The following is a 23086-nucleotide window of genomic DNA, read 5'->3' as shown; positions in this document are numbered from 1 at the left end:
CGCTCACCCGAGGCCCACGCGAGCCTTCGGCTCAGACCCCCACGCCGCCGGTCCCCGCGACGACCTCCGGCCGCAGCAGGGCGGTGAGCTGCTCGGCGGGCAACAGGCCCTTCTCCAGGACGAGTTCGGCGACGCCGCGGCCGGTGACGAGGGCCTCCTTGGCGATGTCGGTGGCCGCCGAGTAGCCGATGTGCGGGTTGAGGGCCGTGACCAGGCCGATGGAGTTCTCGACGCTCGCGCGCAGCGCCTCCGTGTTGGCGGTGATGCCGTCCACGCAGCGCTCGGCGAGCGTCAGGCAGGCCGCCCGCAGATGCGTGACGGACTCCGACAGGGAGTGCAGGATGACCGGTTCGAAGGCGTTGAGCTGGAGCTGTCCCGCCTCGGCGGCCATGGTGATGGTGACGTCGTTGCCGATCACCTCGAACGCGACCTGGTTGACGACCTCGGGGATCACCGGGTTCACCTTGCCGGGCATGATGCTCGAACCGGCCTGCACCGGCGGCAGGTTGATCTCGCCGAGACCGGCGCGCGGCCCGGACGACAGCAGCCGCAGGTCGTTGCAGCTCTTCGACAGCTTCACGGCGATCCGCTTCAGCACGCCCGACATCTGCACGAACGCACCGCAGTCCTGCGTCGCCTCGACCAGGTTGGCCGCGGTGACCAGCGGAAGCCCGGTGATCTCGGAGAGGTGCCGGCGGGCCGACTCGGCGTATCCCGCCGGGGCGTTGAGGCCCGTGCCGATCGCGGTCGCGCCCAGGTTGATCTCGTGGATCAGCTCGACGGCCTCGGCAAGCCGGCTGCGGTCCTCGTCGAGCATGACGGCGTACGCGGAGAACTCCTGGCCGAGCGTCATCGGCACCGCGTCCTGCAGCTGGGTGCGGCCCATCTTCAGGACGTCGCGGAACTCGACGGCCTTGCGCCCGAAGGAGTCCTGCAGCACCGCCATCGCCTGGAGCAGCCCACGCACCGCGAACACGGTCGCGATCTTCACGGCGGTCGGGTAGACGTCGTTGGTGGACTGGCCGAGGTTGACGTCCTCGTTCGGGTGCAGGTGCTCGTACTGGCCCTTGGCGTGGCCGAGCAGCTCCAACGCCCGGTTGGCGACGACCTCGTTGGCGTTCATGTTGGTCGACGTGCCGGCGCCGCCCTGGATCACGTCGACGACGAACTGGTCGTGCAGCTTCCCGGCGCGGATCTCCCGGCAGGCGGCGACGATCGCGGCGGCCTTCTCCGGCGCGAGCAGACCGAGCTCCTCGTTGGCGAGGGCGGCGGCCTCCTTGACGGCGGCGAGGGCGTCGACGAGGTGCGGGTAGGCGGAGATCCGCATGCCCGTGATGGGGAAGTTCTCCGTGGCGCGCAGCGTGTGCACGCCCCAGTACGCGTCGGCGGGAACGTCCCGGTCTCCGAGCAGATCGTGTTCGCTGCGGGTGCGGTCGGCGGTCATGACGGTGTCGGTCTTCTTTCCGAAGTACGAGGAAGTACGAGTGAGGGGAGGGGAGTCGGGCCCGGGGCGGCGAGGAGGGACCGTCACGCGCAGGTCGGCAGCGGCACGTGGCCGAGGGCGCGCAGGGGCCGTACGGACCCCACCGGCCGTCCGCCGCCGAGGAGCGGTTCCCCGGCGAACTCGGTGAGCAGCCCGGCGTCCACACCGGCCCGCGCGAGCGCGGACGCGGCGACCGGGACGCGGGCCCGGTCCGCGCCGTCGGCGATCTTCACGGCGATCGCGCGGCCGTCGGGCAGCGCGGCGACCTCGACGCCCTCGAAGCCGTCCTTGGCGATCAGGCCGGGCACGGCCCGCATCAGCGCGGCCACGTCCCGGCCCGCCCCGGAGGCCATCTCGGCGTGCCCGCGCAGCGCGTCCGCGAACCGGGCCTCGTGGGTGCCCGGCGCGGCGGCGGCGATCCGGGCGGCGGCGCGGGCCAGTCCGTGCAGCGACACGGCGAACAGCGGGGCGCCGCAGCCGTCGACGGTCACCTTGGCGATCCGCTGCCCGGTGAGGTCCTCGACGGTGTCGGCGATCGTCATCTGCAGCGGATGCCCGGGGTCCAGGTAGTCGTGCAGCGACCAGCCGTTGAGCTTGCAGGTGTACAGCATCGCCGCGTGCTTGCCCGAGCAGTTCTGCGCGAGCCGCGAAGGCCCGCGCCCCTCCCGCAGCCACGTGTCCCGCACCGCGCTCCCGTACGGCATGTCCGGGACGTTGCGCAGCTCGTCCTCGGTGACCTCGGCCAGGTCGAGGATGCGCCGCGCCCCGGCGAGGTGGCGGTCCTCCCCGGAGTGGCTGCCGGCCGTGAGCGCGAGCAGCTCGCCGTCGAGCGGCAGACCGGCCCGCAGCATGGCGACGGCCTGTACGGGCTTGAGCGCCGAGCGCGGGTAGAACGCGGCCTCGATGTCGCCGATCTGGAACCGGACCGTGCCGTCGGCGTCGCGGACCACGACGGAGCCGTAGTGGATGCCCTCGACGACGCCGCCGCGGACGAGGTGGGCGACGGGGGCGTGGAGGGGTTCGCGGACGAGGGGTGCGTCCGCCGGGGAACTGCCGTGCATCACTGTCTCTTCGGTCATGTCGTGGTGGGCCGCGGTCTGTGCGGTTGCGTCGTGGTGGGCCGCGGTCACTTGGAACCTGTCGTGGGCCGCACGATGTCGGTGAGGGTGGTCTCGACGCGGCTGAGGTGGTGGCGCATGGCCTGCTCCGCGTCCTTCTCGGAACCGTCGGCCAACGCCTCGACGATCATGCGGTGTTCGCGGTTGGACTGCTCGCGGCGGCCGCCCAGCTGGTTCAGGAAGGCGGACTGCCGCGCCAGTGCGTCGCGGATCTCCTCGATCACCCGGCGGAACACCGGGTTCTGCGCGGCCTCGGCCACGGCCAGGTGGAAGAGGGTGTCCATGGCGACCCACGCGGTGGTGTCGGTCTCCTGCTCCATGCGGTCGAGCAGGTGGTTGAGGTGGTCGAGGTTCTCCGGGGTGCGGCGCACGGCCGCGTACCGGGCGACCGGGATCTCCACGTGCTGGCGCACTTCGAGCAGGTCGCTCGCCGCGTAGTCGCCGAAGGTGGGGTCCTCGACGGTGGTGGAGACCACGAAGGTGCCCTTGCCGGTCTTGGCGACCGTGAGCCCCATGGTCTGCAGGGCGCGCAGGGCCTCCCGCAGCACGGGCCGGGACACCTCTAGGGTGCGGCAGAGCTCGGCCTCGGAGGGCAGCTTGTCGCCTATGGCGTACTCGCCGCGCTCGATGGCGCCGCGGAGGTGGGCGAGGACCGCTTCCATGGCGCTGACACGCCGCGGGCCCCGGCCTGCTGTCTGGCTGTCTGACAGGTTCACGGAGCGATGGTCCGGGCAGGGGCCACGGGATGTCAAGCGGGGCCGATCCTCGGAGGGGCCACCCGGATAAGGAATTCCCCGCGGCGGGGGCGCTGTGCGAGGGTCGGCCGGTGACTTCCCCACCCGATGCCCCCGGCACGCCTCCGTACGAACTCGACCTGCTGCGCTGGCAGTTCGATCTGACCTGGTCGCTGTTCGAGTACCACCTGGAGCGGCTGGAGCCCGACGACTTCCTGTGGGAGCCCGTCGCGAACTGCTGGACGCTGCGCAGGGCCGAGGACGGCACGTGGGTGCCGGACTTCGCGGAGAGCGAGCCCGACCCCGTCCCCGTACCGACCATCGGCTGGCTGAGCTGGCACATCGGCTGGTGGTGGAGCGTGGCCGCGGACCACGCCCACGGCAGGCCGCCCCGGGAGCGCAGCGCAGTCGTCTGGCCCGGAGCGGGGAGCCCGACCGTCGACTGGCTGCGCGGCCTGCGCGCGGACTGGCTGGCGGCGCTGAGCCGGTTCACCGCCGCCGACCTGGAGGCGACCGCCCCGTTCCCCTGGCAGGACGACCCTCGGCACACCGTCGCGCACACGGTCGCCTGGGTGAACGCCGAGCTGATGAAGAACGCCGCGGAAATCGGCCAGCTCCGCCTCCAACGAGCGGCCGACCGCCCGACGGACTGAGGGGCCCGTCCGACGCCCCGAGGGAGGGAGGCGAGACCGTGCGGAAGGTGTTCTGGTGGAGTGCCGTGCTCTACGGCGCCGTGCTCCTCGTACTGGCGTGGACGCTGCCCGCCGACGGCGTCGTCCTGCACAGCGGCCCCGACGGCCCGGACCGGTACGGCAGCAAGGCCGAGCTCCTCGGCGTGACGGCCGCGGTGGGCGCGGGCACGGCCCTGCTGTTCGGCGCGCTCGCGGAGCTGTTCATGGCGCGCGTCGACCTGACGTCGCCGCTGGTCAACCTGCCGTACAAGACGTGGTGGACGCGGACGCCGGAGCGGACGGCGACGGCGCGCCGCATGCTGACGGACGACCTCTACGGGGTGGGTGCGGGGACCCTGGTGTTCCTCGCGCTGGCCCTGGGCGCGGTGCAGTACCTGGCCGAGTGGGTCACGGCGGCGCTGGTCGGGGTCTTCGTGGTGGCCGTTCTGGGCTGGTGCGTGCACGGCGTGACGCGTCGCTACCGGCCACGGCCCGGGGCGGAGCCGGACGGCTGACGGGTGGCGGGTACCGTTCTCTCGCTCATGAGGCGGCATCGGCGTGAGGACTCGGATGACAAGCCCCTGGCTCTGGCTGCTGGCCGGCGTACCGGCGACCGCGGTGTCGCTGCTGTGGCTCCTGCACGCCTGGCGGCGCGCCCGCACGTGGACGCGCGTCGAGGCGACGGTCGTGTCCGTGAAGGACGGCACGGCGCCCGACAGAACACCCCGGACGGTCGTGAAGTACCGGTACGTGGACGCCTCGGGCAAGACCCACGTCGGCGTCGACCACCCCACCTTCCGCAAACCCCGCCGCGGAAGCACGACCCCGGCGCGCTACAACCCGGAAAGCCCGGAGATCAGCGAGACGGTCTCCGGCTATCTCGTCCTCTACCTCGGCGTCGCGGCGGTCGGGGCTTTCGGCATCGGGGCGGTCGCCGTGGGGCTCACCGGGCTGAGTGGCTGAGCGGGTGAGCGGGTGCGCGGCTGAACGTCCGGCCAGGGCTCAGCGCCCCACCGCGTACCCCTGCATCCCCCGCGGGTTCGCCGCCGCGCTGAGCACGCCCGTGCGCGGGTCGCGGGCGACGGCGCAGAGGCGGCCCTCGGACCACGGGTCGCCGACCGTGACGTCGTGGCCGTGCCGGCGCAGGTCCTCCACGACGTGGTCGGGCATGCGCGACTCGACCGTCACGCTGCCGGGGCGCATCCCGCGGGGGTGGAAGGAGCCGGGGAAGGAGTCGGTGTGCCAGTTCGGGGCGTCGATCGCGCCCTGGAGGTCGAGCCCGCCGCGCACCCGTTCGCGCAGCGCGACCGCCAGGAAGAAGTGGACCTGCCACTGGTCCTGCTGGTCGCCGCCGGGCGTGCCGAACGCCATGACCGGCACGCCGTCCCTGAGCGCGAGCGACGGCGTCAGCGTCGTACGGGGCCGCCTGCCCGGGGTCAGGGAGTTCGGCAAGTCCTCGTCGAGCCAGGCCATTTGCAGGCGCGTGCCGAGCGGGAAGCCCAGCTCGGGGACGACGGGGTTGGACTGCAGCCAGCCGCCGGAGGGGGTCGCGGCGACCATGTTGCCCCAGCGGTCGACGACGTCGAGGTGGCAGGTGTCGCCGCGGGTGGCGCCGTTCCCGGCGACCGTGGGCTCGCCCGCGCCCGCCGCCGGTATCCCCATCGCGTCGAAGCCCGGCTCGCCCGCCGCGACCGCGAGGGCCTGCCGGCTGAGCCTCGGCACGCGCCCCACGGGGCTGCCGGGGCGCAGCTCGTACGAGGCCTTCTCGCCGATCAGCGCGCGCCGCGCGGCGTTGTAGCCGTCCGAGAGGAGCGCCGGGACCGGGACCTCGCCGCCCGCGTCCCCGTACCACGCCTCCCGGTCCGCCATCGCCAGCTTGCAGCCCTCGATCAGCAGGTGCACGTAGGCGGCCGAGCCGTACGCGGGCAGCTCCTCGACGGGCGGCAGCAGCGCCAACTGCTGGAGGAACGCCGGGCCTTGGCTCCAGCCGCCGGCCTTGCACAGCGTCCACCCGTTCCAGTCGTACGTGGCGGGCGCCTCGTACGTGGCCTCCCAGCCGGCGAGGTCCGCGGCGGTCAGCGTGCCCGTGTGGTGCGTGCCGCTGGTGTCCAGGGTGGGCCGCCGGGCCTGCGCGACGAGGGCCTCGGCGATGAAGCCCTCGCGCCAGATGCGGCGGGCGTTCTCGATCTCCCGTTCGCGGTCGTCGTGCGCGGCCTCGGCGAGCAGGCGTCTCCAGGTGGCGGCGAGCGCCGGGTTGCGGAAGAGCTCGCCGGGCTGCGGGGAGCGCCCGCCGGGCAGATACACCTCCGCCGACGACGTCCACTCCTCCTCGAACAGCTCGCGGACGGTCTCGACGGTCTCGCCGACGCGCTCGACGGGCGCGTGCCCGTCCTCCGCGTACCCGATGGCGTACGCGAGGACCTCGGCGAGCCTCCTGGTGCCGTGGTCGCGGAGCAGCAGCATCCAGGCGTCGAAGGCGCCGGGCACCGCGGCGGCCAACGGGCCGGTGCCGGGGACGAGTTCGAGGCCGAGCCGACCCCGGTAGTGCTCGACCGTCGCACCGGCCGGGGCCACACCCTGCCCGCACAGCACCCGGGGTGTGCCACCGGCCGGGGCCAGGATGATCGGGACCTCCCCGGCCGGGCCGTTGAGGTGCGGCTCGACGACGTGCAGGACGAAACCGGCGGCGACGGCCGCGTCGTACGCGTTGCCGCCGCCCTCCAGGACCGCCATCGCGGACTGGGAGGCCAGGTAGTGGGTGGACGACACCATGCCGAAGGTGCCTTGCAGGGTGGGGCGGGTGGTGAACATGTCCGGCCTCCAGGTCAGTTGTGCGTGCTCGCGGCCGACGCGTCGGGGGCGGTTCCGTCCTCGGCGACCAGGTGGCAGGCGGCCTGCCGTTTCCCGTCCGGCAGGGTGCGCAGGGCCGGGACCTCGGTCCTGCACCGGTCCACCGCGAGCGGGCAGCGGGTGTGGAAACGGCAACCGGGCGGAGGATTCAGGGGGCTGGGGAGTTCGCCGCTCAGGACGATCCGCTCGCGGGTGCGCTGCGCCGCCGGGTCCGGCACCGGCGCCGCCGACAGGAGCGCCTGGGTGTAGGGGTGCTTGGGGTCGGCGAACAGCTCGGCCGTGGGCGCCTCCTCGACGATCTGCCCGAGGTACATCACGGCGATCCGGTCGGCGAGGAACTCCACCGCCGCCAGGTCGTGGGTGATGAACAGGCAGCCGAAGCCGCGGTCCCGCTGCAGGTCCGCGAACAGGTTGAGGACCGACGCCTGCACGGACACGTCGAGCGCGGACGTCGGCTCGTCGGCCACCACCAGGTCGGGCTCGCAGGACAGCGCGCGGGCGATGGACACGCGCTGCCGTTGCCCGCCGGACAGCTCGTGCGGATGGCGTTCGGCGTGCTCGGGGCGCAGGCCGACCTGCTGCAGGAGCTTCTCGACGCGCCGACGGGCCTCTTCGCCCCTGGCGATGCGGTGCAACTTGAGCGGCTCGGCGACGATCTCGCCGATCGTCATGCGCGGGTCGAGCGAGGACGACGGGTCCTGGAACACCAGGTGGAACTTCCGGCGCAGCGGCCGCAGTCGGCGCCGGGACAGGGACGTGACGTCCGTACCGGCGATGTGCACGCTGCCGGAGGTCGGCTCGTCGAGGCGTACGGCGATGCGGCCGACGGTCGACTTGCCGCTGCCGGACTCGCCGACCAGACCCACGACCTCGCCCCGGCCGACGGTGAGCGTGACCCCGTCGACGGCGCGCACCGGCCCGAAGTGGCGGGTGAGACCGCGCAGTTCGAGGGCTTGCTCGTACTCGGTGTTCATCGGGCCTCCCCCTCGTGCGGGTGCCAGCAGGCGGCCCGGTCGAGCCGCGGCCGCGCGGTCGTGCACTGCTGCGTCGCGCGCGGGCAGCGGGGCGCGAACGTGCACGCGTCCGGCTGCGTCTCCAGGCTCGGCACCAGGCCGGGGATCTCCGGCAGTCGGCGTCCGCCCTCCGCGCCGGGCGTGAGGACGGCCCCCAACAGGCCGTTGGTGTACGGGTGTCGGGGCTGCGCGTACAGCTCGTGCACCTCGCCCTGTTCGACGACGCGGCCCGCGTACATCACCATCACCCGGTCCGCGATGTCGGCGACGACGCCGAGGTCGTGGGTGATCAGGACGATCGCGGTGCCGAGGCGTGCGCGCAGCGACCGCAGAACGTCGAGGATGCCCGCCTGCACGGTCACGTCGAGCGCCGTCGTCGGCTCGTCGGCGATGAGGACCGACGGGTCGCAGGCGACCGCGATGGCGATCATGACGCGCTGGCGCATGCCGCCGGACAGCTGGTGCGGGTACTCGCCGACGCGTCGGCGCGGGGCGGGGATGCCGACCAGGTCGAGGAGTTCGACGGTGCGCTCGGTGGCCTGTCTGCGGCTGAGGCCCTGGTGCCTGCGCAGCACTTCGCCGATCTGGCGGCCGACGGTGAGGACCGGGTTGAGCGAGGTCATGGGCTCCTGGAAGATCATCGCCAGGTCGTCGCCGCGGACCCGGGCGAGCTCCTTCTCGCTCGCGCCGACCAGTTCACGGCCGCCGAGCCGCACCGAGCCGGTGACCGTCGCAGTCGGCGGGAGCAGACCCATCGTCGCCATCGAGGTGACGGACTTCCCGCAGCCGGACTCGCCCACGACGGCGAGGACTTCGCCCGGCCCGACCTCGTAACTGATCCGGTCGACGGCGTGCACGGTGCGCTCTGCGGACCGGAAGGAGACGGAGAGGTCGGTCACCTTCAGCACGGGCTCGGTCATCGCGTTGCTCGGTACGGGCTCGGTCATCGGGTCGCTCCACGGGGGTCGAGGACGTCCCGCAGGCCGTCGCCGAGCAGGTTGAAGGCGAGCGTCGCGGCGACGATCGCGAGACCGGGGAAGACCGCCATCCAGGGCGCGGCGGCCAGGAAGGACTGGGCGGAGGACAGCATCACGCCGAGCGAGGGATCGGGCGGCTGCACACCGAGGCCGAGGAAGCTGAGCAGCGCCTCGCCGATGATCGCGGCGGGGATGCCGACGGTGGCCTGGACGGTGAGGGCCGAAGCGGCGTTGGGCAGGACGTGCCGGAGGAGGACGGTGCCGTCGCCGCCGCCGCTCGCGATCGCCGCGGCCACGAAGTCCACGTTCTTCAGCCGGAGGGTCTCGGCGCGGGTGATGCGGATGACGGCCGGGACCTGCGAGATGCCGATCGCGATCGTGGCGTTCAGCAGGGAAGGCCCGAGGATGGCGGCCAGGCCCACGGCGAGCACCAGGAACGGGAAGGCGAGCATCGTCTCGGTGATCCGGGAGACCGTCGAGTCGGCGAACCTCCCGTAGTAGCCGGCGAGCAGGCCGAGCGGGACTCCCACCAGGAAGGCCAGGACCACCGCGAGCAGGCCGACCTGCAGCGAGGCGCGCAGGCCGAACAGGACGCGGGAGAGCTGGTCGCGGCCGAGGTCGTCGGTGCCGAGCCAGTGCGACCAGGCGGGCTGGGCGAGCGCGTTCTCGAAGTCGGCCTGCGCCGGGTCGTACGGGGAGAGCAGCGGGGCGAGCAGCGCGGCAAGCACGAACAGCGCTGCGATGACGCCGCCGGTCAGGGCGAGCCGGTTGGCGAGCAGGGCCCGGGTGCGGGCGCCGCCGAGCGCGCGGGCGAGGCGGGCGCGTATCGGGCGCGTGAGGGTCATGGTCGAGGACGGGTTCATCGGGACGCACCTCCGAGCCGGATCCGCGGGTCGATCACCGAATACGCCACGTCCACCAGGAGGTTGATCAGGATGTACGCCGCCGAGGTGCAGAGCACGACGCCCTGCAGCATCGCGTAGTCGCGGGTGAAGACGGCGTCGATGGTGAGCTTGCCGAAGCCCGGCAGGACGAAGATCTGCTCGGTGACCACGGCGCCCGAGATCAGCTGGCCGAGTTGCAGGCCGAGGATCGTGACGACGGTGACCAGGGAGTTGCGCAGCGCGTGGCCGCCGATGACCTGCCTGCGGCTGAGCCCCTTGGCGCGGGCCGTGCGCACGTAGTCCGCGGACAGCGAGTCGAGCATCGCGGCGCGGGTCTGACGCATCACGACGGCGGCGAGCCCGGAGCCGAGGACGATCGCGGGCAGCACCATGCGCCGCAGGTTGTCGACCGGGTCGACGCCGAAGGGCACGTAACCGGAGGCTGCGAAGACCGGTACGGCGATGGCGAGGGACAGGACCAGGACGATGCCCAGCCAGAAGTTCGGCACCGAGAGGCCGAGGAGGGCAAGGCCGTTGGCGAACCACTCCGCGGGCCGGCCGCGGCGCACGGCGGCGATCACGCCCGCGCCGATGCCGAAGACCACGGCGAACAGCAGGGACAGGAGGGAGAGTTCGACGGTGACCGGCAGCGCGTTGACGATCGCGTCGTCGACGGGGAGGCCGGTGCGCGCGGAGGTGCCCAGGTCGCCGGTGACGGCGTGGGCGACGAAGCGCCCGTACTGCTCGAAGACGGAGTCGTCGAGCCCGTACTGCTCGCGGATCGCGGCGAGCGCCTCGGGGCTGCGTTCCTCACCGGCCAGGGCGAGCGCCGGGTCGCCGGGGATCGCGCGGACGCCCGCGAAGACCACGACGCTGACCAGGAACAGGGTGACAAGCGACTGCCTCAGCCGCTTGAGGACATAGCTGCTCATCGCGCGTACCCCGCAGACTTCACCCGGACCAGGCCGTCGCCGTAGACCCGTAGTCCGGCGATGTCCTTCCCGGCGACGACGTAGTTCTTCTGCCGGTAGAGGTAGACGAGGGCGTGCTCGGCGTTGACCTTCTCGGTGAGCTCGCGGTAGATCTCCGCGCGTTCGCCCTGGTCGCCCTCGGTGCGGCCGCGGGCGATGAGCTCGTCGATCTTCGCGTCGCCGAGTCCGTACGCGTTCATCGCGCCGCGGGTCGTCAGGAAGCTGGCGATGTTGCCGTCGGGGTCGAGCCGCCCGGACCAGCCGCTGCGGAAGGCGTCGTAGCGGCCGGAGTCGGTCTCCTCCAGCATCGAGGCGTACTCCATGGGCCGCAGGGACACCTGGAATCCGGCGTCCTTGGCCATGGACTGCACGACCTGGCCGAGGCGGATGTCCTCGGGGGTGTTGTTGATCGTGTACTCGAAGCGGACGGGGGTCTTCACCCCGGCCTCCTTCAGCAGCTTCCTGGCTCCGGCGACGTCGCGTCCGGGGCACTCGCTCGGCCGCACGCCGGGGGCGATGGCGGACTGCGGCGAGACGGGGCCGCAGGCCGGCTCGTACATCCCCTGGAACACGATCTTGTTGATCAGCTTGCGGTCGAGGGACTTCTCGAAGGCCTCGCGGACGCGGACGTCGCTGCCGAGCGGGGTGTCGATCCTGCCGGGCTTCTCGCCGAGGCCCTTGGTGTTGCCGACGTTGATGCCGATGCCCTGGTAGCCCATGGACGGCGAGTTGAAGAGCTTCAGCTTGGGGTCGGTGAGGACGCTGCTGACCTCGACCGGCGTCATCTGGTCGCCGATCTGCACGTCCCCGGAGCGGAGGTTGGCGAGCCGGACGTTGCCGTCGGGGATCGGCTTGTAGATCACCCGGTCGAGGTGCACGGCGTCCGCGTCGTAGTACCTGTCGTCCTTGACGAGCACGATCCGGTCGCCGCCGACGCGTTCCTTGTACTTGAACGGGCCCACGCAGGAAGGGTGGTTGGTGAAGTTCTTGCCGTACTTCGCGATCGCCTTCGGGGACAGCACCATGCCCGCCCGGTCGGCGAGGACGGTGGGCAGCGGGGTGTACGGCTGCTTCAGCGTGATCTCCACCGTGTACGGGCCGGTGGCCTCGACGCTGTCGACGGGGCCGAGTTCGGTGGCCCGGGCGGAGCCCGCGATGTCGCGGTGCCGCTTCAGGGAGGTGACCACGGCGTCCGCGTCGAGCTTCGTGCCGTCGCTGAAGGTGGCGTCCTCGCGGACCGGGATGGTGACGGTGCGGCCGTCGTTCGAGATCTCGGGCAGCTCGGTGGCCAACTGCGGTACGAGCTGTCCGTCCTCGTCGCTGTCGTACAACTTCTCGCACATGGACGCGAACACGGTCCGGCCCACGAGGGTCTGGGCGAGGGACGGGTCGAGCTTGTCGGGGTCCGAGGCCAGGGCGACGGTCAGCGTGCCGCCGTCCCTGGCCTCCCGGGCGTCGGCCATGTGCGCTCCGTCGACCTCGGTCGCCGCCGACTGCAGCGAAGTGCAGCCCGTGGTGATGGTCAGCAGTAACCCGACTGCCGCTGCTGAAGGCGCTGTTCGGCGCACGGGAAGGTACCTCCTGCCGCAGGAGATCAAGGAATACCGCAGACCGTATTTCGCATACAGTCGGTGCGACAAGGCCCCGTACGGAAGAAGATCGAGAGGGCCGTCAGGGCCGTCAGGACCGTTCCGTGAGGAAGCCCAGCACAGCGTCGAGGAACTCCGCCTGCGCCTCGATGTTCGCCAGGTGCACCGTCGGCAGGAGCGTGAACCGTGCGCCGGGGACGGTCGCGGCGAGCTCCTTGCCGTGCTCGGCGGAGGTGACCGTGTCGTGCTCGCCCGCGATGACCAGGGTCGGGCTGTGGATGAGCGTGGCCGTGCGGCGCAGGTCGGAGTCGCGTACCGCGGCCCAGCTGCCGGCCACGCCCTCGCGCCGGGTGGCGAGCAGGGTGCGGCGGAAGGCCTCGACCACCTCGTCGTCGCCCTGCAGCATGGGGGCCGGGAACCAGTTGTGCAGGAACATCTCCGCGGTGGCCCGCATGTCGGGCGCCGCGAGCAGCTCGGCGATCGGCCGGTCCCACTGGCTCGGCGGGCCGAGGTGCGCGGCGGTGTTGGAGAGCACCAGCCGCTCGACGCGCTCCGGTACGTGGATGCCCAGCCACTGCGCGACGATCCCGCCCAGGGACAGCCCCAGTACGTGCACCCGCTCCAGGCCCAGCGCGTCGAGCAGTTCCACCACGTCGCGGCCGAGCCGGTCCAGGGAGTACGGGCCGCTCGGCACGTCGGACGCGCCGTGGCCGCGCGCGTCGTACCGCAACAGCCTGAAGTGCTCGGTCAGGGCGGGCACTTGACCGTCCCACATGTGGAGGTCGGTCCCGATGGAGTTGGAGAGCAGCAGCACCGGCTTGGTCGCGTCGCCGTCGAAGCGGTAGGCGATACGGACGCCGTCGCCGGTGGTGATGGCGGCAGGGGTACGGGTCTCGGTGGTCATGTCGGCTCCAGGGAACTGGTGAACGCGTGGCCTCGCGGCCGGTGTGCTGTGCGTTCGGGTGTGCGCTCAGCCTAGGAACGCCGCCCACCCAGAGCTATTACAAAGATCGGACGAAGCCTGTAGGTTCACTGGACAATGCCGCCATGTCGAACTTCACGCTCCACGAACTGCAGTGCTTCGACGCGGTAGTTGTCGACGGCGGATTCCAGGCCGCCGCCGAGCGACTGCACCGCTCGCACCCTTCCGTGTTCGCGGCGGTCGCCAAGCTGGAACGCCAGCTGGGCCTGGACCTGCTCGACCGCTCCGGCTATCGGGTCCGGCTCACCGAGGCCGGCCGCGCCTTCCACCGCAAGGTGCGCCTCCTGCTGCACGAGACCGAGGAACTGCAGACGTACGCCGCGCAGTTGGCGATGGGCGAAGAGGCCGAACTGCGCGTGGTGCTGGGCGACCTGTGCCCCCTTCCGCCCGTCCTCGAACTGCTCAGCCGCTTCTTCGCGCAGCGCCCGCAGACCCGGCTGCACCTGCAGTTCGAGGCGATCACCGGCCCCTGGGAGCGGCTCCTGGAGGACGAGGCCGACCTTGTCGTGCACCGCGTACCCAGGAGCGACGTACGGATGGAGCGGGTCGATCTCGGCCGTGTCGCGCTCGTACCCGTCGTGGCGCCCGGCTTCCTGCCCTTCGCCCCGGGCACCGAGATCACACCGCAGCGGATGCAGGCCTTCACCCAGTGCGTGGTCCGGGACTCGGCGCGGAACCCGACCGAGCAAGGCCATTTCCTGGTCGAGGGCGCGCCCCGCAGCACCGTTCCGGACCACCTCATGAAGAAGGAGCTGATCCTGCACGGCATGGCGTGGGGTCATCTGCCGCGGTTCATGATCGAGAGCGAGTTGCGGGCCGGGAGCCTGCTGTCGATCGCCGGACGACACTTCCCCGGAGTGGTCGAGGACCTCGCGGCGGCCCGCCGGCGCGACCGGCCGCACGGACCGGTCGCCGACCAGCTCTGGGACTACCTCACCCGCCACGCACCGCTGCTGCGGCCGACGCTGGGCCGCGTCCCCAAGGCGAGGAAGACGCCGGTACGCGTCTGACTCTCCGCGTCACTCGATCACGAGCTCCACGTCGATGTTGCCGCGGGTCGCCTTGGAGTACGGGCAGTAGGCGTGGGTCTTCTCCAGGAGCTCGCGGCCCGCCTCGCCCTGGAGGTGGTCGGGGAGCTCCGCGCGCAGGACGACCGCGAGGCCGAAGCCGCCGTCGGTGTCCTTGCCGATGGAGACCTCCGCGGTGATCGAGGCGTCCTTGACGTCGATCTTCTCCTGGCGGCCGATGGCGCCCATCGCGCTGGCGAAGCAGGCCGCGAAACCGGCGGCGAAGAGCTGCTCGGGGTTGGTGCCCTGACCGTTGCCGCCGAGGGCGGGCGGGAAGGCGAGCGGCAGGTCGACCTGACCGTCGGAGCTGACGGCCCGGCCCTCACGGCCGTTGGCGGTGGCGACTGCGGTGTAGATGGCGTCCATGATCCAGTCCTGTCGTCGGTGGAATCTGCGTCCCCATATTGATAGCGCACAATTAAGTTGTGCACAACTTAATTGCGAGTGGCGGACGCCGTCGGTACCCTGGAGGGCATGGCTGCAACCCGCGACGTACGAGACGTACGAGACGTACGAGACGTACGAGATGTGCGTGAGGTACGAGACGAGGACCTGCTCCGACTCGACCGGCAGGTCTGCTTCTCCGTGCACGCCGCCTCGCGGGCGTTCAACAGCGTGTACCGCGAACCGCTGAAGGAGCTGCGGCTCACCTACCCGCAGTACCTCGTCATGCTGGCGCTCTGGGAGCACGACGAGCTGGCCGTGAAGCGCCTCGGCGCCCTCCTGCGCCTCGACTCCGGCACGCTGTCCCCGCTGCTCAAGCGGCTGGAGGCGGTCGGGTACGTGGAGCGGCGGCGCAGCGCCGAGGACGAGCGTTCCGTCGTGGTCCGCCCCACCGAGGCGGGCCGGGACCTCAAGGCGCAGGCCCTGGAGATCCCACGCCGGATCGCGACCGCGACGGGCCTCACGCTCGACGAGTTCCACCAACTCCGCGAACACCTCGACACGTTGACGCGCGCACTGGACTCGGCGGGGGAGAGCGCGGAGGAGAGGACGGGGGAGAGCTAGGCCGAGTCCGGTCGGACGGGATCGGTGAACGCGACGGGCTTGCCGGTGGCGTGGGCGTACGCGATCTCCCTGCGCGTGGACTCACCGATGTACCCGCCGGGGTTGACGACCAGAACCCGGTCGGCCAGGTCGATCTTGCGCAGGTGAAGGGCGCCGAGCGCGGCCTGCTGCTCGCCGGTGAGCAACTCGCCCGCTGCGCCTGTTTCCACCTCGCCCGGCGCGACGACGATGACACCCGCGAAGGTCAGATCACGGTTCGCCGCACGCATCTCGTCCACGAACCGGGCAGAGCCACAGATGCAGACGATCTCAGGCCGGTCGGGCACGGCTCGCTCCTTCGGTCGAACGGGAACCGCCAGTGTGACGGGAAACGTCCAGTGCGCACGGGGAGTTGGCGCGAACCCGGCCCGTGGCGGGCCTGCGTCGATATCGCGCCGCTGATCCCGCCCTCAGAGCGGGCTTTTGGCCACTCCCATGGTGAGCGGTGAGAGAGATCAGACGCGGGATTACGGTGAACCCTCCAGCTCTTGGAGATGGGAGAGGGGATCGGCATCGTGGGGGAGAGTCGACTCGGGCTCGTGATGGTCCACGGGTTCATGTCCGGGCCGAAGGTGTGGGAACCGCTGCGCGGACTGATCGCCGCCGACCGGGGGCTCGGGTTCGTCGAGCCGCTGACGTTCGAGTACGCGACCGGGCTGATGCCGGTCCACCCGCTGCGGGTGTTCCCGTCCATCGACACGGTCGCCGACAGCCTCAAGGAGTACCTGGTCACGGAGGCCGGTGCGTACGACCAGCTGTTCCTGGTCACCCACAGCCAGGGCGGGCTGGTCGCCCAGCGGTATCTGGCCCGCATGCTCCACGACGGCAGAGGCGCCGAACTCGCCCGGATCCAGCGGCTCGTCATGCTCGCCTGCCCGAGCAACGGTTCGGAACTGCTGCTCTCCTTACGACGGCGTGCGCTGGGCGGGCGCCATCCGCAGGAGAAGGATCTGCGCCCGCTGAACGACCAGGTCAGCGCGACCCTGCGTACGGTCGTCAAGGACGTCGTGCACGCCCCGGCGGTCACCGAACGGACCTGCCCCATCCCGGTGTCGGTGTATGCGGGCGAGAGCGACGGCGTGGTGTCCCGCGCCTCGGCGCAGTCCGTCTTCCCGGACAGCTCGGCCCTGCCGGGCGACCACTCCAGCATCCTCAGGGCCGACTCGCCCCAGCACCGGACGTTCACCGCGCTCCGCCGCCTCCTCCTCGCGACGCGCACCGAGCCGTACGCACCCGGGTCCGAGCCGTACGCACCCGGGTCCGAGCCGGCGGCACCGGCCCACGAGCACGCCCCGGCCGCGGAGAAGCCCGCCGGGAAGCGGCGCCCGACGCTCGCGATCGCCTCGGTCGCCGCCCTGGCGATCGTCGCCTCGCTCCTCTATTTCGCCCCGATGCCGTGGAAATCGGATGCCGACTCGTCCGGCCCCGACCCCAAATCACCGGACGCGGCTGCCAGTTCGGACACTCCGAGCCCGCCCCGACACGACGCCGTCATCGACCCGCCCGAGGATTTCCCGGCCACGAACAGATTCTGGTTCTTCGACATCAACGAGGACGAGAGAGCCGAATACGTCACGGTCTACAAGGACCAGACATTCAAGTTCTGGTGGAACGACGACGCAGAGGACGGCCCGTTGCTCACCGGCGGGCAGTACAAGAGCTCCTACATCCCCGCGCCCGGCGCGGACGGCGACGCGTTGCGTTTCGGCGACATCGACGGCGACGAACGGCCCGACTGCATGGTGGTCGACAAGACCGGCGGGGTGGCCGTCCACACCTGGGGCTTGGGAAACTCCGTCGCGTGGATGTGCCGGAAGGAGTACGGCGGCGACGCCGACGTTCCCTTGCTCGAAAAGGCAGGTATCGAGCAGGACCTCGAGGAGATCCAGTTCGCCGACGTCGACGGAGACGGGAAAGTCGACTACCTGTGGGTCCAACCGAGCGGCGAGGTGACCGTCTGGCGCAACGAGACGAAGGTGGGCGACGACGGTTCGATGGAGGTGCGCTGGTCCCCTCCCCGGAGCCTCTACAAGAAGGTCTTCAACCGTGACCTCAAGTTTGCCGACCTCGACGGCAACGGGTATGCCGAGCCGATCCTCATCACCCTGAAGGGCGGCGCACGGGGCTGGCTCACGGGCACGCCATCGTGCGAAAGCCCCTACGACATCGGGGAGATCGTGCCGGAACCGAAAACCCGCACCCCGGCGGAGGAGATTCAGCTCGCCGACGTCGACGGAGACAGAAAAGCCGAACTGCTGCGGGTCAGCAAAGCGGGTGAGGTCCGCGTCGAGAACCCCCGCCTGAACCACCGCTGCACATGACGTGACCGACGAACCGCCGTGGCCGCGGCCGAGACCGTGCTCGCCGACCCCGCCACCGCGTGGGAGGACTGCGGTATGTGGGAGACGGACGGCCCGGCCGTGCTCATGGACTCCGTGACGGCGGGGGACGAGCTGGGGGTTGCCTACCCGGCGGGCGGCGGCCCGCCGGAGGAGGCGCCCGTCCCGATTCCGCCCGGCCGCCGGGCAGTTCGCGCCGTCCACGCCTCGCCGATCGAGCACACCTCGGTCGGCGTGATCCACCTCCTGCCGCTGCCGCCGCTCCGCTGACGGAGAGGTCAGCTGCCGAACGGGATGTCCCGGCTCGTGGCCATACGGCGGCTCTTCGGGTGCGCCTCGACGTAGTCCGTGATGTACGAGAGGGACTCCCGCACCCCGCTGTCGTCCGTGCCGCAGCCCTTCGGGCCCCTGACGCCGTCCGGGTAGCAGGACATGCGGTTGCCGTAGATCAGCGCGTCCACGGCGGCGCCGGTACCGGAGCCGACGCCCGCGTCGGAGCCGTCCAGGAGGGTCTCGGCGCGTTCCCGGTCGCCGGGGCCGACCGTCCAGCCGACGGTGCGGGCGAGTTCCCCGCGGTCCCGGGCCTCCCCGCCGGCCTGCAACTCCTCGCGGATGCTGCCGAACTTGAACGCCATGCTGAACAGGCCGTTGTCCATGACCCGTTGGTTCCGCGCGACGGCCGCCCCGTGCTCGGCGTACCCGCTGCGCACGTCCGCGTAGTCACCGCTGTACGCGACGCCCTCCTTGCTGTTCAGGCTGCCCGTCACGTCTTTCCAGCCGCGGCCGCCCTCGGTCCCGTAGAAGCCGTAGAGCACCCGGATGCCGTGGCTCTCCAGCTTGTTGCGGGCCAGATCCCGCAGAGCAGCCGCAGAGCACTGCTTCCGTTCCGGATCACTGCTCTCGCACCAGTCGGGATTCTTCATGTCCAGCCATACGAACGAGACCTGACGCCCCGCCCGGTGCTCCTTCGCCACCTGGTCGAACATGTCGGCCATCGGGTCGCCGTAGCTGGTGAGGGTGCCGTCGTGGTCCGCCCACCAGCCTTCCTTCCAGGCCGTGGCGTCGATCTCCAGCGCGTTGGCGCCGTCCCGCAGTGCCGCGCTCACCCCCTCGGCGGTGAGCACCCGGTGGGCGATGGCCCAGGTCGGACGCTGCTGAGCAGGCCCGGACCGCTCGGCGGCGGCGGGCGCGGAGTTCTGGGCGGCGGTGGGCGCGGAGTTCTGGGCGGTTGTGGTCGCGGGGGCGGCTGCTGTGGCGGTCGCAGTGACTGCTGTGGCGGCCACGGCGGTGCCCAGCGCGGCCGTGACGAAGGCCAGGGCCGGCGGAAGCAGTGTCCTGCGGCGGCTGCGTACGGCGCTCATCCGGACGGGATCCTCTCTGCAAAACTCGGAGGAGCCTACGCGTAATTACCGCCCGGTAACCAGTCGGTGTGACGGACGCAACCGGTCGGCAACCCGACCGGGGGGAGGGGGAGCGGCGTGGGGCGGCCCGGGCGTGCGGCCTACCGTGAGCCCATGCCTCACGACATCTCACGCCTGCACCACGTCGGCCATGTCGTCGGTGACATGGCGCAGGCCATGGCGCTGTACCGGCGACTCGGCTTCCGTCTGCCGCCGCCGAGCGTGCCCGCGCTGGCACCCCGTGACGGCGGTGTACCGGTCCCCTTCGGGGCGGCCAACACGCACGCCGACCTCGCCCGTGGCTTCATCGAGCTGGTGACCCCGGTGAACGCCGGAAGCACGGCGGCGGGACTTCCCCGCGACACCCGGACCGTGCCGCTGCAGGCGCCGCCGGAGAAGCTGCCCGTACTCCAGTCGCGGATCGAGGCGACCTCCGCCCGACTCGCCGACTGGCGCGGCCAGTTCGAGGGGCTGCACATCCTGATGTTCTCCTCGCCGGACATCGACGGCGCGGCGGACCGGCTCACCGCGGCCGGTGTCGGGCACGGCGGCGTGAACACCGTCGGCCGACCCGTCGAGACCCCGGACGGCCAACGCACCGAAACGGTCCGCTACTTGGAGATCGGTCACGGGGAGGGCGGTGAAGCGGCGCACGAACCACCGGTGGGCCGGATCGGTGTCGTCGCCGACCTGGACCCGGACTTCCAGCACCTCCGCCACCTCGACCACCCCAACGGCGCCCAGGACCTCGCCGAGGCGGTGCTGTGCGTGGCCGACGACCAACTCCCCTTCGTACGCGAGCGATTCGAGCGGTACCTCGGCCGACCCGTCGACATCGACGCCGACGCACCGCTCACCCTCGTACGCGTGACCGACCTCCCCGATCTGCTGCCCGGCGAGCAGCCGCCCGCGCTCCCGGCACTGATCGCCTGCACCGTGACCGTCCCCGACACCGCACGGGTGCGTGCGCTGCTGGAGGAGAACGGGCTGCCCGTACGCGAGACCGGCCGAGGCGAGCCGTTCGTCCCGGCCGCGGCAGCCCTCGGCACGGCCCTGATCTTCCGTGAGGCCCCCTGACCCCTCCGACCACGCCGCTTCGACCTGGACGTCCGACAGCCGCCAGCAAGCCCCTGCCGCAGTGCTCATGCTGACGGCATGACGACGCTGCCCACCACCGAGCCGCCCACCGAGCCCGCCCCCGAGCCGAGCACCGAGCCCGCCACCGTCCTCACCGGCATGTACGCGGCGGAAGCCGAGTACCTGGCGGCGGGAGGCCCCGGCGAGGCTTCGTTCGACCTGCTCGCCCCGTTCTTCGCGCCCGACGTCGAGCTGCACCAGGCAGAGGGCCTGCCCTACGGAGGCACCTGGCGTGGGCACGACGGCATGACGCGGTTCTTCCTCAGGATGGGGGAGGTGTGGGAGTCGTTCGACATGGTCGAGCAGGAGTTCCTCGCCACCGGCGAGCACGCGGTCGTACGCACCCAGGTCCGCGCCCGCGCTCGCGCGACCGGCCGTGAGCTCGACTTCGCGGTCCTGCAGGCGATCACGGTCAAGAACGGGCAGATCACCGAGGTCCGCCCGTTCTACTGGGACACGCAGGCCATCGCCGCCGCCTGCACCGCGCCGACCGCACCCGGGGCGGGACCCGCCGACTGAGGACCTACCGCGCCGACAACGCCGCCCGCTCGGCCTTCTCCAACCAGCCGGTGTACCACTGGGCGAACCTCACCGGCGTACCGTCGTCGGCGAGGAGCGGGGCGAGGTCGACGTCGTCCGCCCGGCAGTCGGACCAGATCGTGCCGCGGTGGCTGCTGCTGACGACCAGCCACTCCCGCTGCGCACAGCCCCGGTGCGAGACCACGATCGCGCCGGCGGTGCGCTCCGGGGCGAACATGACGGCCGCCCACCGCTCGTCCCACGCCTCCGAGGCGTCGTCGAACTCCTCGATGTCGTCGAAGTCCTCCTCCTCGGGACGCTCATCGAGCAGAGCGTCGACCAGCTCCGGGTCCGGGCCCCGCTCCGGGAACGGCTCGGCGAGCAGCGACAGGTCGGCCAGATCCGCCCCGTCGCCCTCCCAGCGCCAACGGCCCTGCACGCGCCGGACCGGGAACAGCCCGTACGCGGGACCGGCGCCGCCCGCGCCCACCTCCAGCAGGAACGCCCGGTACTCCGCCGGCAGCCGCACGCCTATCTGCGCCTCCAGCTCGGCGAGTTCGCCGGGCGTGAGCGGATCCTCCAGAACCCACTCGTGCCCCAACGCCCCGAAGACCTTGCCGCTCCCGGGCCCGCCACCAGCCGCCTCGACCCGCTGACGTACGCCCACCCACCACTGATCAGTCATGAGCAGACCGTACGTCCCACCACTGACACCCCCGAGCCCACCACTGACACCCCGGCCGCCCTTCGACGCGGACAAGCCGCATCCCCTGACCGGCGCCTCGCTGCCGCAGATCCCCGGCCACGAGTTCTCCGGCACCGTCGTCGCCGGGTCAGCCCTCCCCACTACTCCGACCGGGCGTACGCATACCGGCCACTTTCCGGAGGAGCCACCGGCCCGGGCACCCTGACAGGACCCGGCGCTTTCACCAGCAGGCGAGACCTGATGCAGCCTCATATGGCTGATTGAGGCGGCTTGTTGACGCATATCTGCGGACAGGTGGCCGCGCCGGTCGGCCGACCAGGCCATGATCACCGCCATGAGAACCTCCCTGATGCGACGAGCCTGCGCTGCCGCAGCCCTGCTCCTCTCCTCGGCACTGGCCTCGGCCCTGCCCCCGGCCACCACGGCCGCCGCCCAACCCGGCGACTCCGTACGGAAGTCGGAGCAGTCGGAGCGGTCGAAGCAGTCGGAGCCGGGCGGCGCGCAGGTCCGGCTCCTCGGTGAGCGGACCGTCCCGCACAAGCTGGCCTTCGACGGCACCACGGTCGGCGGCCTGTCCGGCATCGACCGCGACCGCTGCACCGGCCAGTACGTGTTCATCAGCGACGACCGCTCATACCTGAACCCCGCCCGCTTCTACACCGCGAACCTCGACGTCGACGCCGCCGGAGTGCACGCCGTCGACTTCACCGGGACGCACGCCTTCCGCCGGCCGGACGGCGCCACGTACCCGTCGCCGAACACCGACCCGGGCAAGGCCGTCGACCCGGAGGAGATCCGCGTGGACCCGCTCACCTGCCGCTACTGGTGGGGTCAGGAGGGCGACCGGCCCAGGACGAGCGCCGAGCCGGTCGTGCAGCCGTCGATCCAGTACGCGTCCCGCACCGGCGGATACCGCGGCAGCTTCCGGCTCCCCGCGAACTACACGATCAGCGAGGACCGCGGCCCGCGCCGCAACCAGGTGATCGAAGCGCTGTCCTTCGGCGCCCGCGGCACCCGGGTCACCAGCGCGATCGAGGGGCCCCTCCTCCAGGACGGCCCGCTTCCCGACACCGACCGCGGCGCCCTCGTACGCCTCACGCAGCAGACCCGGACGGGCCGCGTGCAGGGCCAGTTCGCGTACCCGCTGGAGAAGATCTTCGCCCCGTCCGACCCGACCAGCCCCTGGGGCCCCGACACCGGCGTCCCCTCCCTCCTCGCCTTCCCGAACGACCCCGACCGCTACCTCGTCCTCGAACGCACCTGGGTCGCCGGCTCCGGCTACAAGATCCGCATCTACGACGCCACCACCCGCGGCGCGACCGATGTGCAGGCGATGGACGCGCTGGCCGGCGAGTCCGTCGTACCGATGCGCAAGACCCTCGTCGCCGACTTCGACGACCTCGGGCTCTCGTCCGTCAACAACACCGAGGGCATGACGTGGGGCCCCGTCCTGCCGAACGGCGAGCGGACCCTGATCCTCGTCAGCGACGACAACTTCTCCTCCGACGAGGCCACCCAGATCGTCGCCCTCGCCCTCACCTAGGGCCCGCCCGCCGATCGTGCGTACGCGCCGGTCACCGCCTCTCGTCGAGGACGGCG

General features: G+C 71.6%; 24 protein-coding genes. 10 read left to right on the top strand and 14 right to left on the bottom strand.

Going from position 1 to position 23086, the window contains the following annotated elements; all coding sequences use genetic code 11:
- Positions 1-31: 31 nt before the first annotated feature.
- The 3 genes from aspA to ACIDOF_RS10155 form a co-directional block, all read right to left on the bottom strand.
- A complete protein-coding gene (aspA, locus tag ACIDOF_RS10165; protein WP_409005438.1) occupies positions 32-1444 on the bottom strand; it encodes an aspartate ammonia-lyase in 1413 nt (470 codons plus the stop codon).
- 83 nt (positions 1445-1527) lie between these two features.
- Positions 1528-2544: an asparaginase gene (locus ACIDOF_RS10160; RefSeq protein ID WP_409005746.1), complete on the bottom strand. Its 1017-nt coding sequence runs from the start codon at positions 2542-2544 to the stop codon at positions 1528-1530.
- 65 nt (positions 2545-2609) lie between these two features.
- Entirely contained in the window at positions 2610-3317 is a 708-nt protein-coding gene (locus tag ACIDOF_RS10155) for a FadR/GntR family transcriptional regulator (RefSeq protein ID WP_409005437.1), read from the bottom strand.
- 110 nt (positions 3318-3427) lie between these two features.
- Here ACIDOF_RS10155 and ACIDOF_RS10150 point away from each other — a divergent pair, with 110 nt between their 5' ends.
- The 3 genes from ACIDOF_RS10150 to ACIDOF_RS10140 are packed head-to-tail and all read left to right on the top strand — an operon-like array spanning position 3428 to position 4969.
- Positions 3428-3988, top strand: a complete 561-nt coding sequence (locus ACIDOF_RS10150; protein ID WP_409005436.1) for a DinB family protein — start codon at positions 3428-3430, stop codon at positions 3986-3988.
- A 38-nt stretch (positions 3989-4026) separates the two neighbouring features.
- Complete coding sequence (locus ACIDOF_RS10145; protein WP_409005435.1) at positions 4027-4521, top strand: hypothetical protein; 495 nt, start codon at positions 4027-4029, stop codon at positions 4519-4521.
- 55 nt (positions 4522-4576) lie between these two features.
- The gene (locus tag ACIDOF_RS10140) at positions 4577-4969 is read left to right on the top strand and encodes a DUF3592 domain-containing protein (RefSeq protein WP_409005434.1); all 393 of its coding nucleotides are present in this window, start codon (positions 4577-4579) and stop codon (positions 4967-4969) included.
- Between the two features lie 39 nt (positions 4970-5008).
- Here the strand turns inward: ACIDOF_RS10140 and ACIDOF_RS10135 are convergent, their stop codons facing one another.
- The 7 genes from ACIDOF_RS10135 to pcaD form a co-directional block, all read right to left on the bottom strand.
- A complete protein-coding gene (locus ACIDOF_RS10135; protein ID WP_409005433.1) occupies positions 5009-6817 on the bottom strand; it encodes a gamma-glutamyltransferase family protein in 1809 nt (602 codons plus the stop codon).
- A 14-nt stretch (positions 6818-6831) separates the two neighbouring features.
- The gene (locus ACIDOF_RS10130; protein WP_409005432.1) at positions 6832-7830 is read right to left on the bottom strand and encodes an ABC transporter ATP-binding protein; all 999 of its coding nucleotides are present in this window, start codon (positions 7828-7830) and stop codon (positions 6832-6834) included.
- Positions 7827-8816, bottom strand: coding sequence for an ABC transporter ATP-binding protein (locus ACIDOF_RS10125; protein WP_409005431.1), 990 nt, complete (start codon positions 8814-8816; stop codon positions 7827-7829). The genes ACIDOF_RS10130 and ACIDOF_RS10125 overlap by 4 nt, the downstream gene beginning before the upstream one ends.
- Positions 8813-9691, bottom strand: a complete 879-nt coding sequence (locus tag ACIDOF_RS10120; RefSeq protein ID WP_409005745.1) for an ABC transporter permease — start codon at positions 9689-9691, stop codon at positions 8813-8815. The genes ACIDOF_RS10125 and ACIDOF_RS10120 overlap by 4 nt, the downstream gene beginning before the upstream one ends.
- Before the next feature lie 14 nt (positions 9692-9705).
- Positions 9706-10662, bottom strand: a complete 957-nt coding sequence (locus ACIDOF_RS10115; protein ID WP_409005430.1) for an ABC transporter permease — start codon at positions 10660-10662, stop codon at positions 9706-9708.
- Entirely contained in the window at positions 10659-12164 is a 1506-nt protein-coding gene (locus ACIDOF_RS10110; RefSeq protein ID WP_409005429.1) for an ABC transporter substrate-binding protein, read from the bottom strand. Before ACIDOF_RS10110 ends, ACIDOF_RS10115 begins: the two co-directional genes overlap by 4 nt.
- 217 nt (positions 12165-12381) lie before the next feature.
- Complete coding sequence (pcaD, locus tag ACIDOF_RS10105) at positions 12382-13194, bottom strand: 3-oxoadipate enol-lactonase (RefSeq protein WP_409005428.1); 813 nt, start codon at positions 13192-13194, stop codon at positions 12382-12384.
- 143 nt (positions 13195-13337) lie between these two features.
- Between pcaD and ACIDOF_RS10100 the strand changes: the two genes are divergently transcribed.
- Positions 13338-14282, top strand: a complete 945-nt coding sequence (locus ACIDOF_RS10100) for a LysR family transcriptional regulator (protein ID WP_409005427.1) — start codon at positions 13338-13340, stop codon at positions 14280-14282.
- Between the two features lie 9 nt (positions 14283-14291).
- On the opposite strand, the gene ACIDOF_RS10095 is transcribed toward ACIDOF_RS10100, so the two are convergent.
- Positions 14292-14705, bottom strand: a complete 414-nt coding sequence (locus tag ACIDOF_RS10095; RefSeq protein ID WP_409005426.1) for an Ohr family peroxiredoxin — start codon at positions 14703-14705, stop codon at positions 14292-14294.
- A gap of 108 nt (positions 14706-14813) precedes the next feature.
- Between ACIDOF_RS10095 and ACIDOF_RS10090 the strand changes: the two genes are divergently transcribed.
- Positions 14814-15347, top strand: coding sequence for a MarR family winged helix-turn-helix transcriptional regulator (locus ACIDOF_RS10090; RefSeq protein WP_409005425.1), 534 nt, complete (start codon positions 14814-14816; stop codon positions 15345-15347).
- Here ACIDOF_RS10090 and ACIDOF_RS10085 read toward each other — a convergent pair.
- Positions 15344-15673 carry a hypothetical protein gene (locus tag ACIDOF_RS10085; RefSeq protein WP_409005424.1) on the bottom strand — a complete coding sequence of 110 codons (330 nt, stop codon included), beginning with the start codon at positions 15671-15673 and terminating at the stop codon, positions 15344-15346. The two genes, ACIDOF_RS10090 and ACIDOF_RS10085, sit on opposite strands and share 4 nt — an antisense overlap.
- 207 nt (positions 15674-15880) lie before the next feature.
- On the opposite strand from ACIDOF_RS10085, the gene ACIDOF_RS10080 reads away from it, so the two are divergent.
- Both ACIDOF_RS10080 and ACIDOF_RS10075 read left to right on the top strand, forming a co-directional pair.
- Positions 15881-17707, top strand: a complete 1827-nt coding sequence (locus ACIDOF_RS10080; RefSeq protein WP_409005744.1) for an FG-GAP-like repeat-containing protein — start codon at positions 15881-15883, stop codon at positions 17705-17707.
- An 18-nt stretch (positions 17708-17725) separates the two neighbouring features.
- Complete coding sequence (locus tag ACIDOF_RS10075) at positions 17726-17995, top strand: Imm21 family immunity protein (protein ID WP_409005423.1); 270 nt, start codon at positions 17726-17728, stop codon at positions 17993-17995.
- A gap of 8 nt (positions 17996-18003) precedes the next feature.
- Here the strand turns inward: ACIDOF_RS10075 and ACIDOF_RS10070 are convergent, their stop codons facing one another.
- Positions 18004-19086 (bottom strand): phospholipase, encoded by a 1083-nt coding sequence (locus tag ACIDOF_RS10070; RefSeq protein ID WP_409005422.1) that lies wholly within the window; start codon positions 19084-19086, stop codon positions 18004-18006.
- 153 nt (positions 19087-19239) lie between these two features.
- Here ACIDOF_RS10070 and ACIDOF_RS10065 point away from each other — a divergent pair, with 153 nt between their 5' ends.
- Positions 19240-20202, top strand: a complete 963-nt coding sequence (locus ACIDOF_RS10065) for a VOC family protein (RefSeq protein ID WP_409005421.1) — start codon at positions 19240-19242, stop codon at positions 20200-20202.
- 78 nt (positions 20203-20280) lie between these two features.
- Entirely contained in the window at positions 20281-20781 is a 501-nt protein-coding gene (locus ACIDOF_RS10060) for a nuclear transport factor 2 family protein (RefSeq protein ID WP_409005420.1), read from the top strand.
- A 4-nt stretch (positions 20782-20785) separates the two neighbouring features.
- Here ACIDOF_RS10060 and ACIDOF_RS10055 read toward each other — a convergent pair whose 3' ends face one another.
- Positions 20786-21466, bottom strand: coding sequence for an SMI1/KNR4 family protein (locus ACIDOF_RS10055; RefSeq protein WP_409005419.1), 681 nt, complete (start codon positions 21464-21466; stop codon positions 20786-20788).
- 355 nt (positions 21467-21821) lie between these two features.
- Here ACIDOF_RS10055 and ACIDOF_RS10050 point away from each other — a divergent pair, with 355 nt between their 5' ends.
- Complete coding sequence (locus ACIDOF_RS10050) at positions 21822-23030, top strand: esterase-like activity of phytase family protein (protein ID WP_409005418.1); 1209 nt, start codon at positions 21822-21824, stop codon at positions 23028-23030.
- The last annotated feature ends 56 nt before the right edge of the window (positions 23031-23086 follow it).

Origin of the sequence: Streptomyces sp. Da 82-17, from assembly GCF_046098215.1 — a bacterium.
GTDB lineage: Bacteria > Actinomycetota > Actinomycetes > Streptomycetales > Streptomycetaceae > Streptomyces.
Note: the sequence above shows the minus strand (reverse complement) of the source record. Positions and strands in the feature narration are given on the sequence as shown.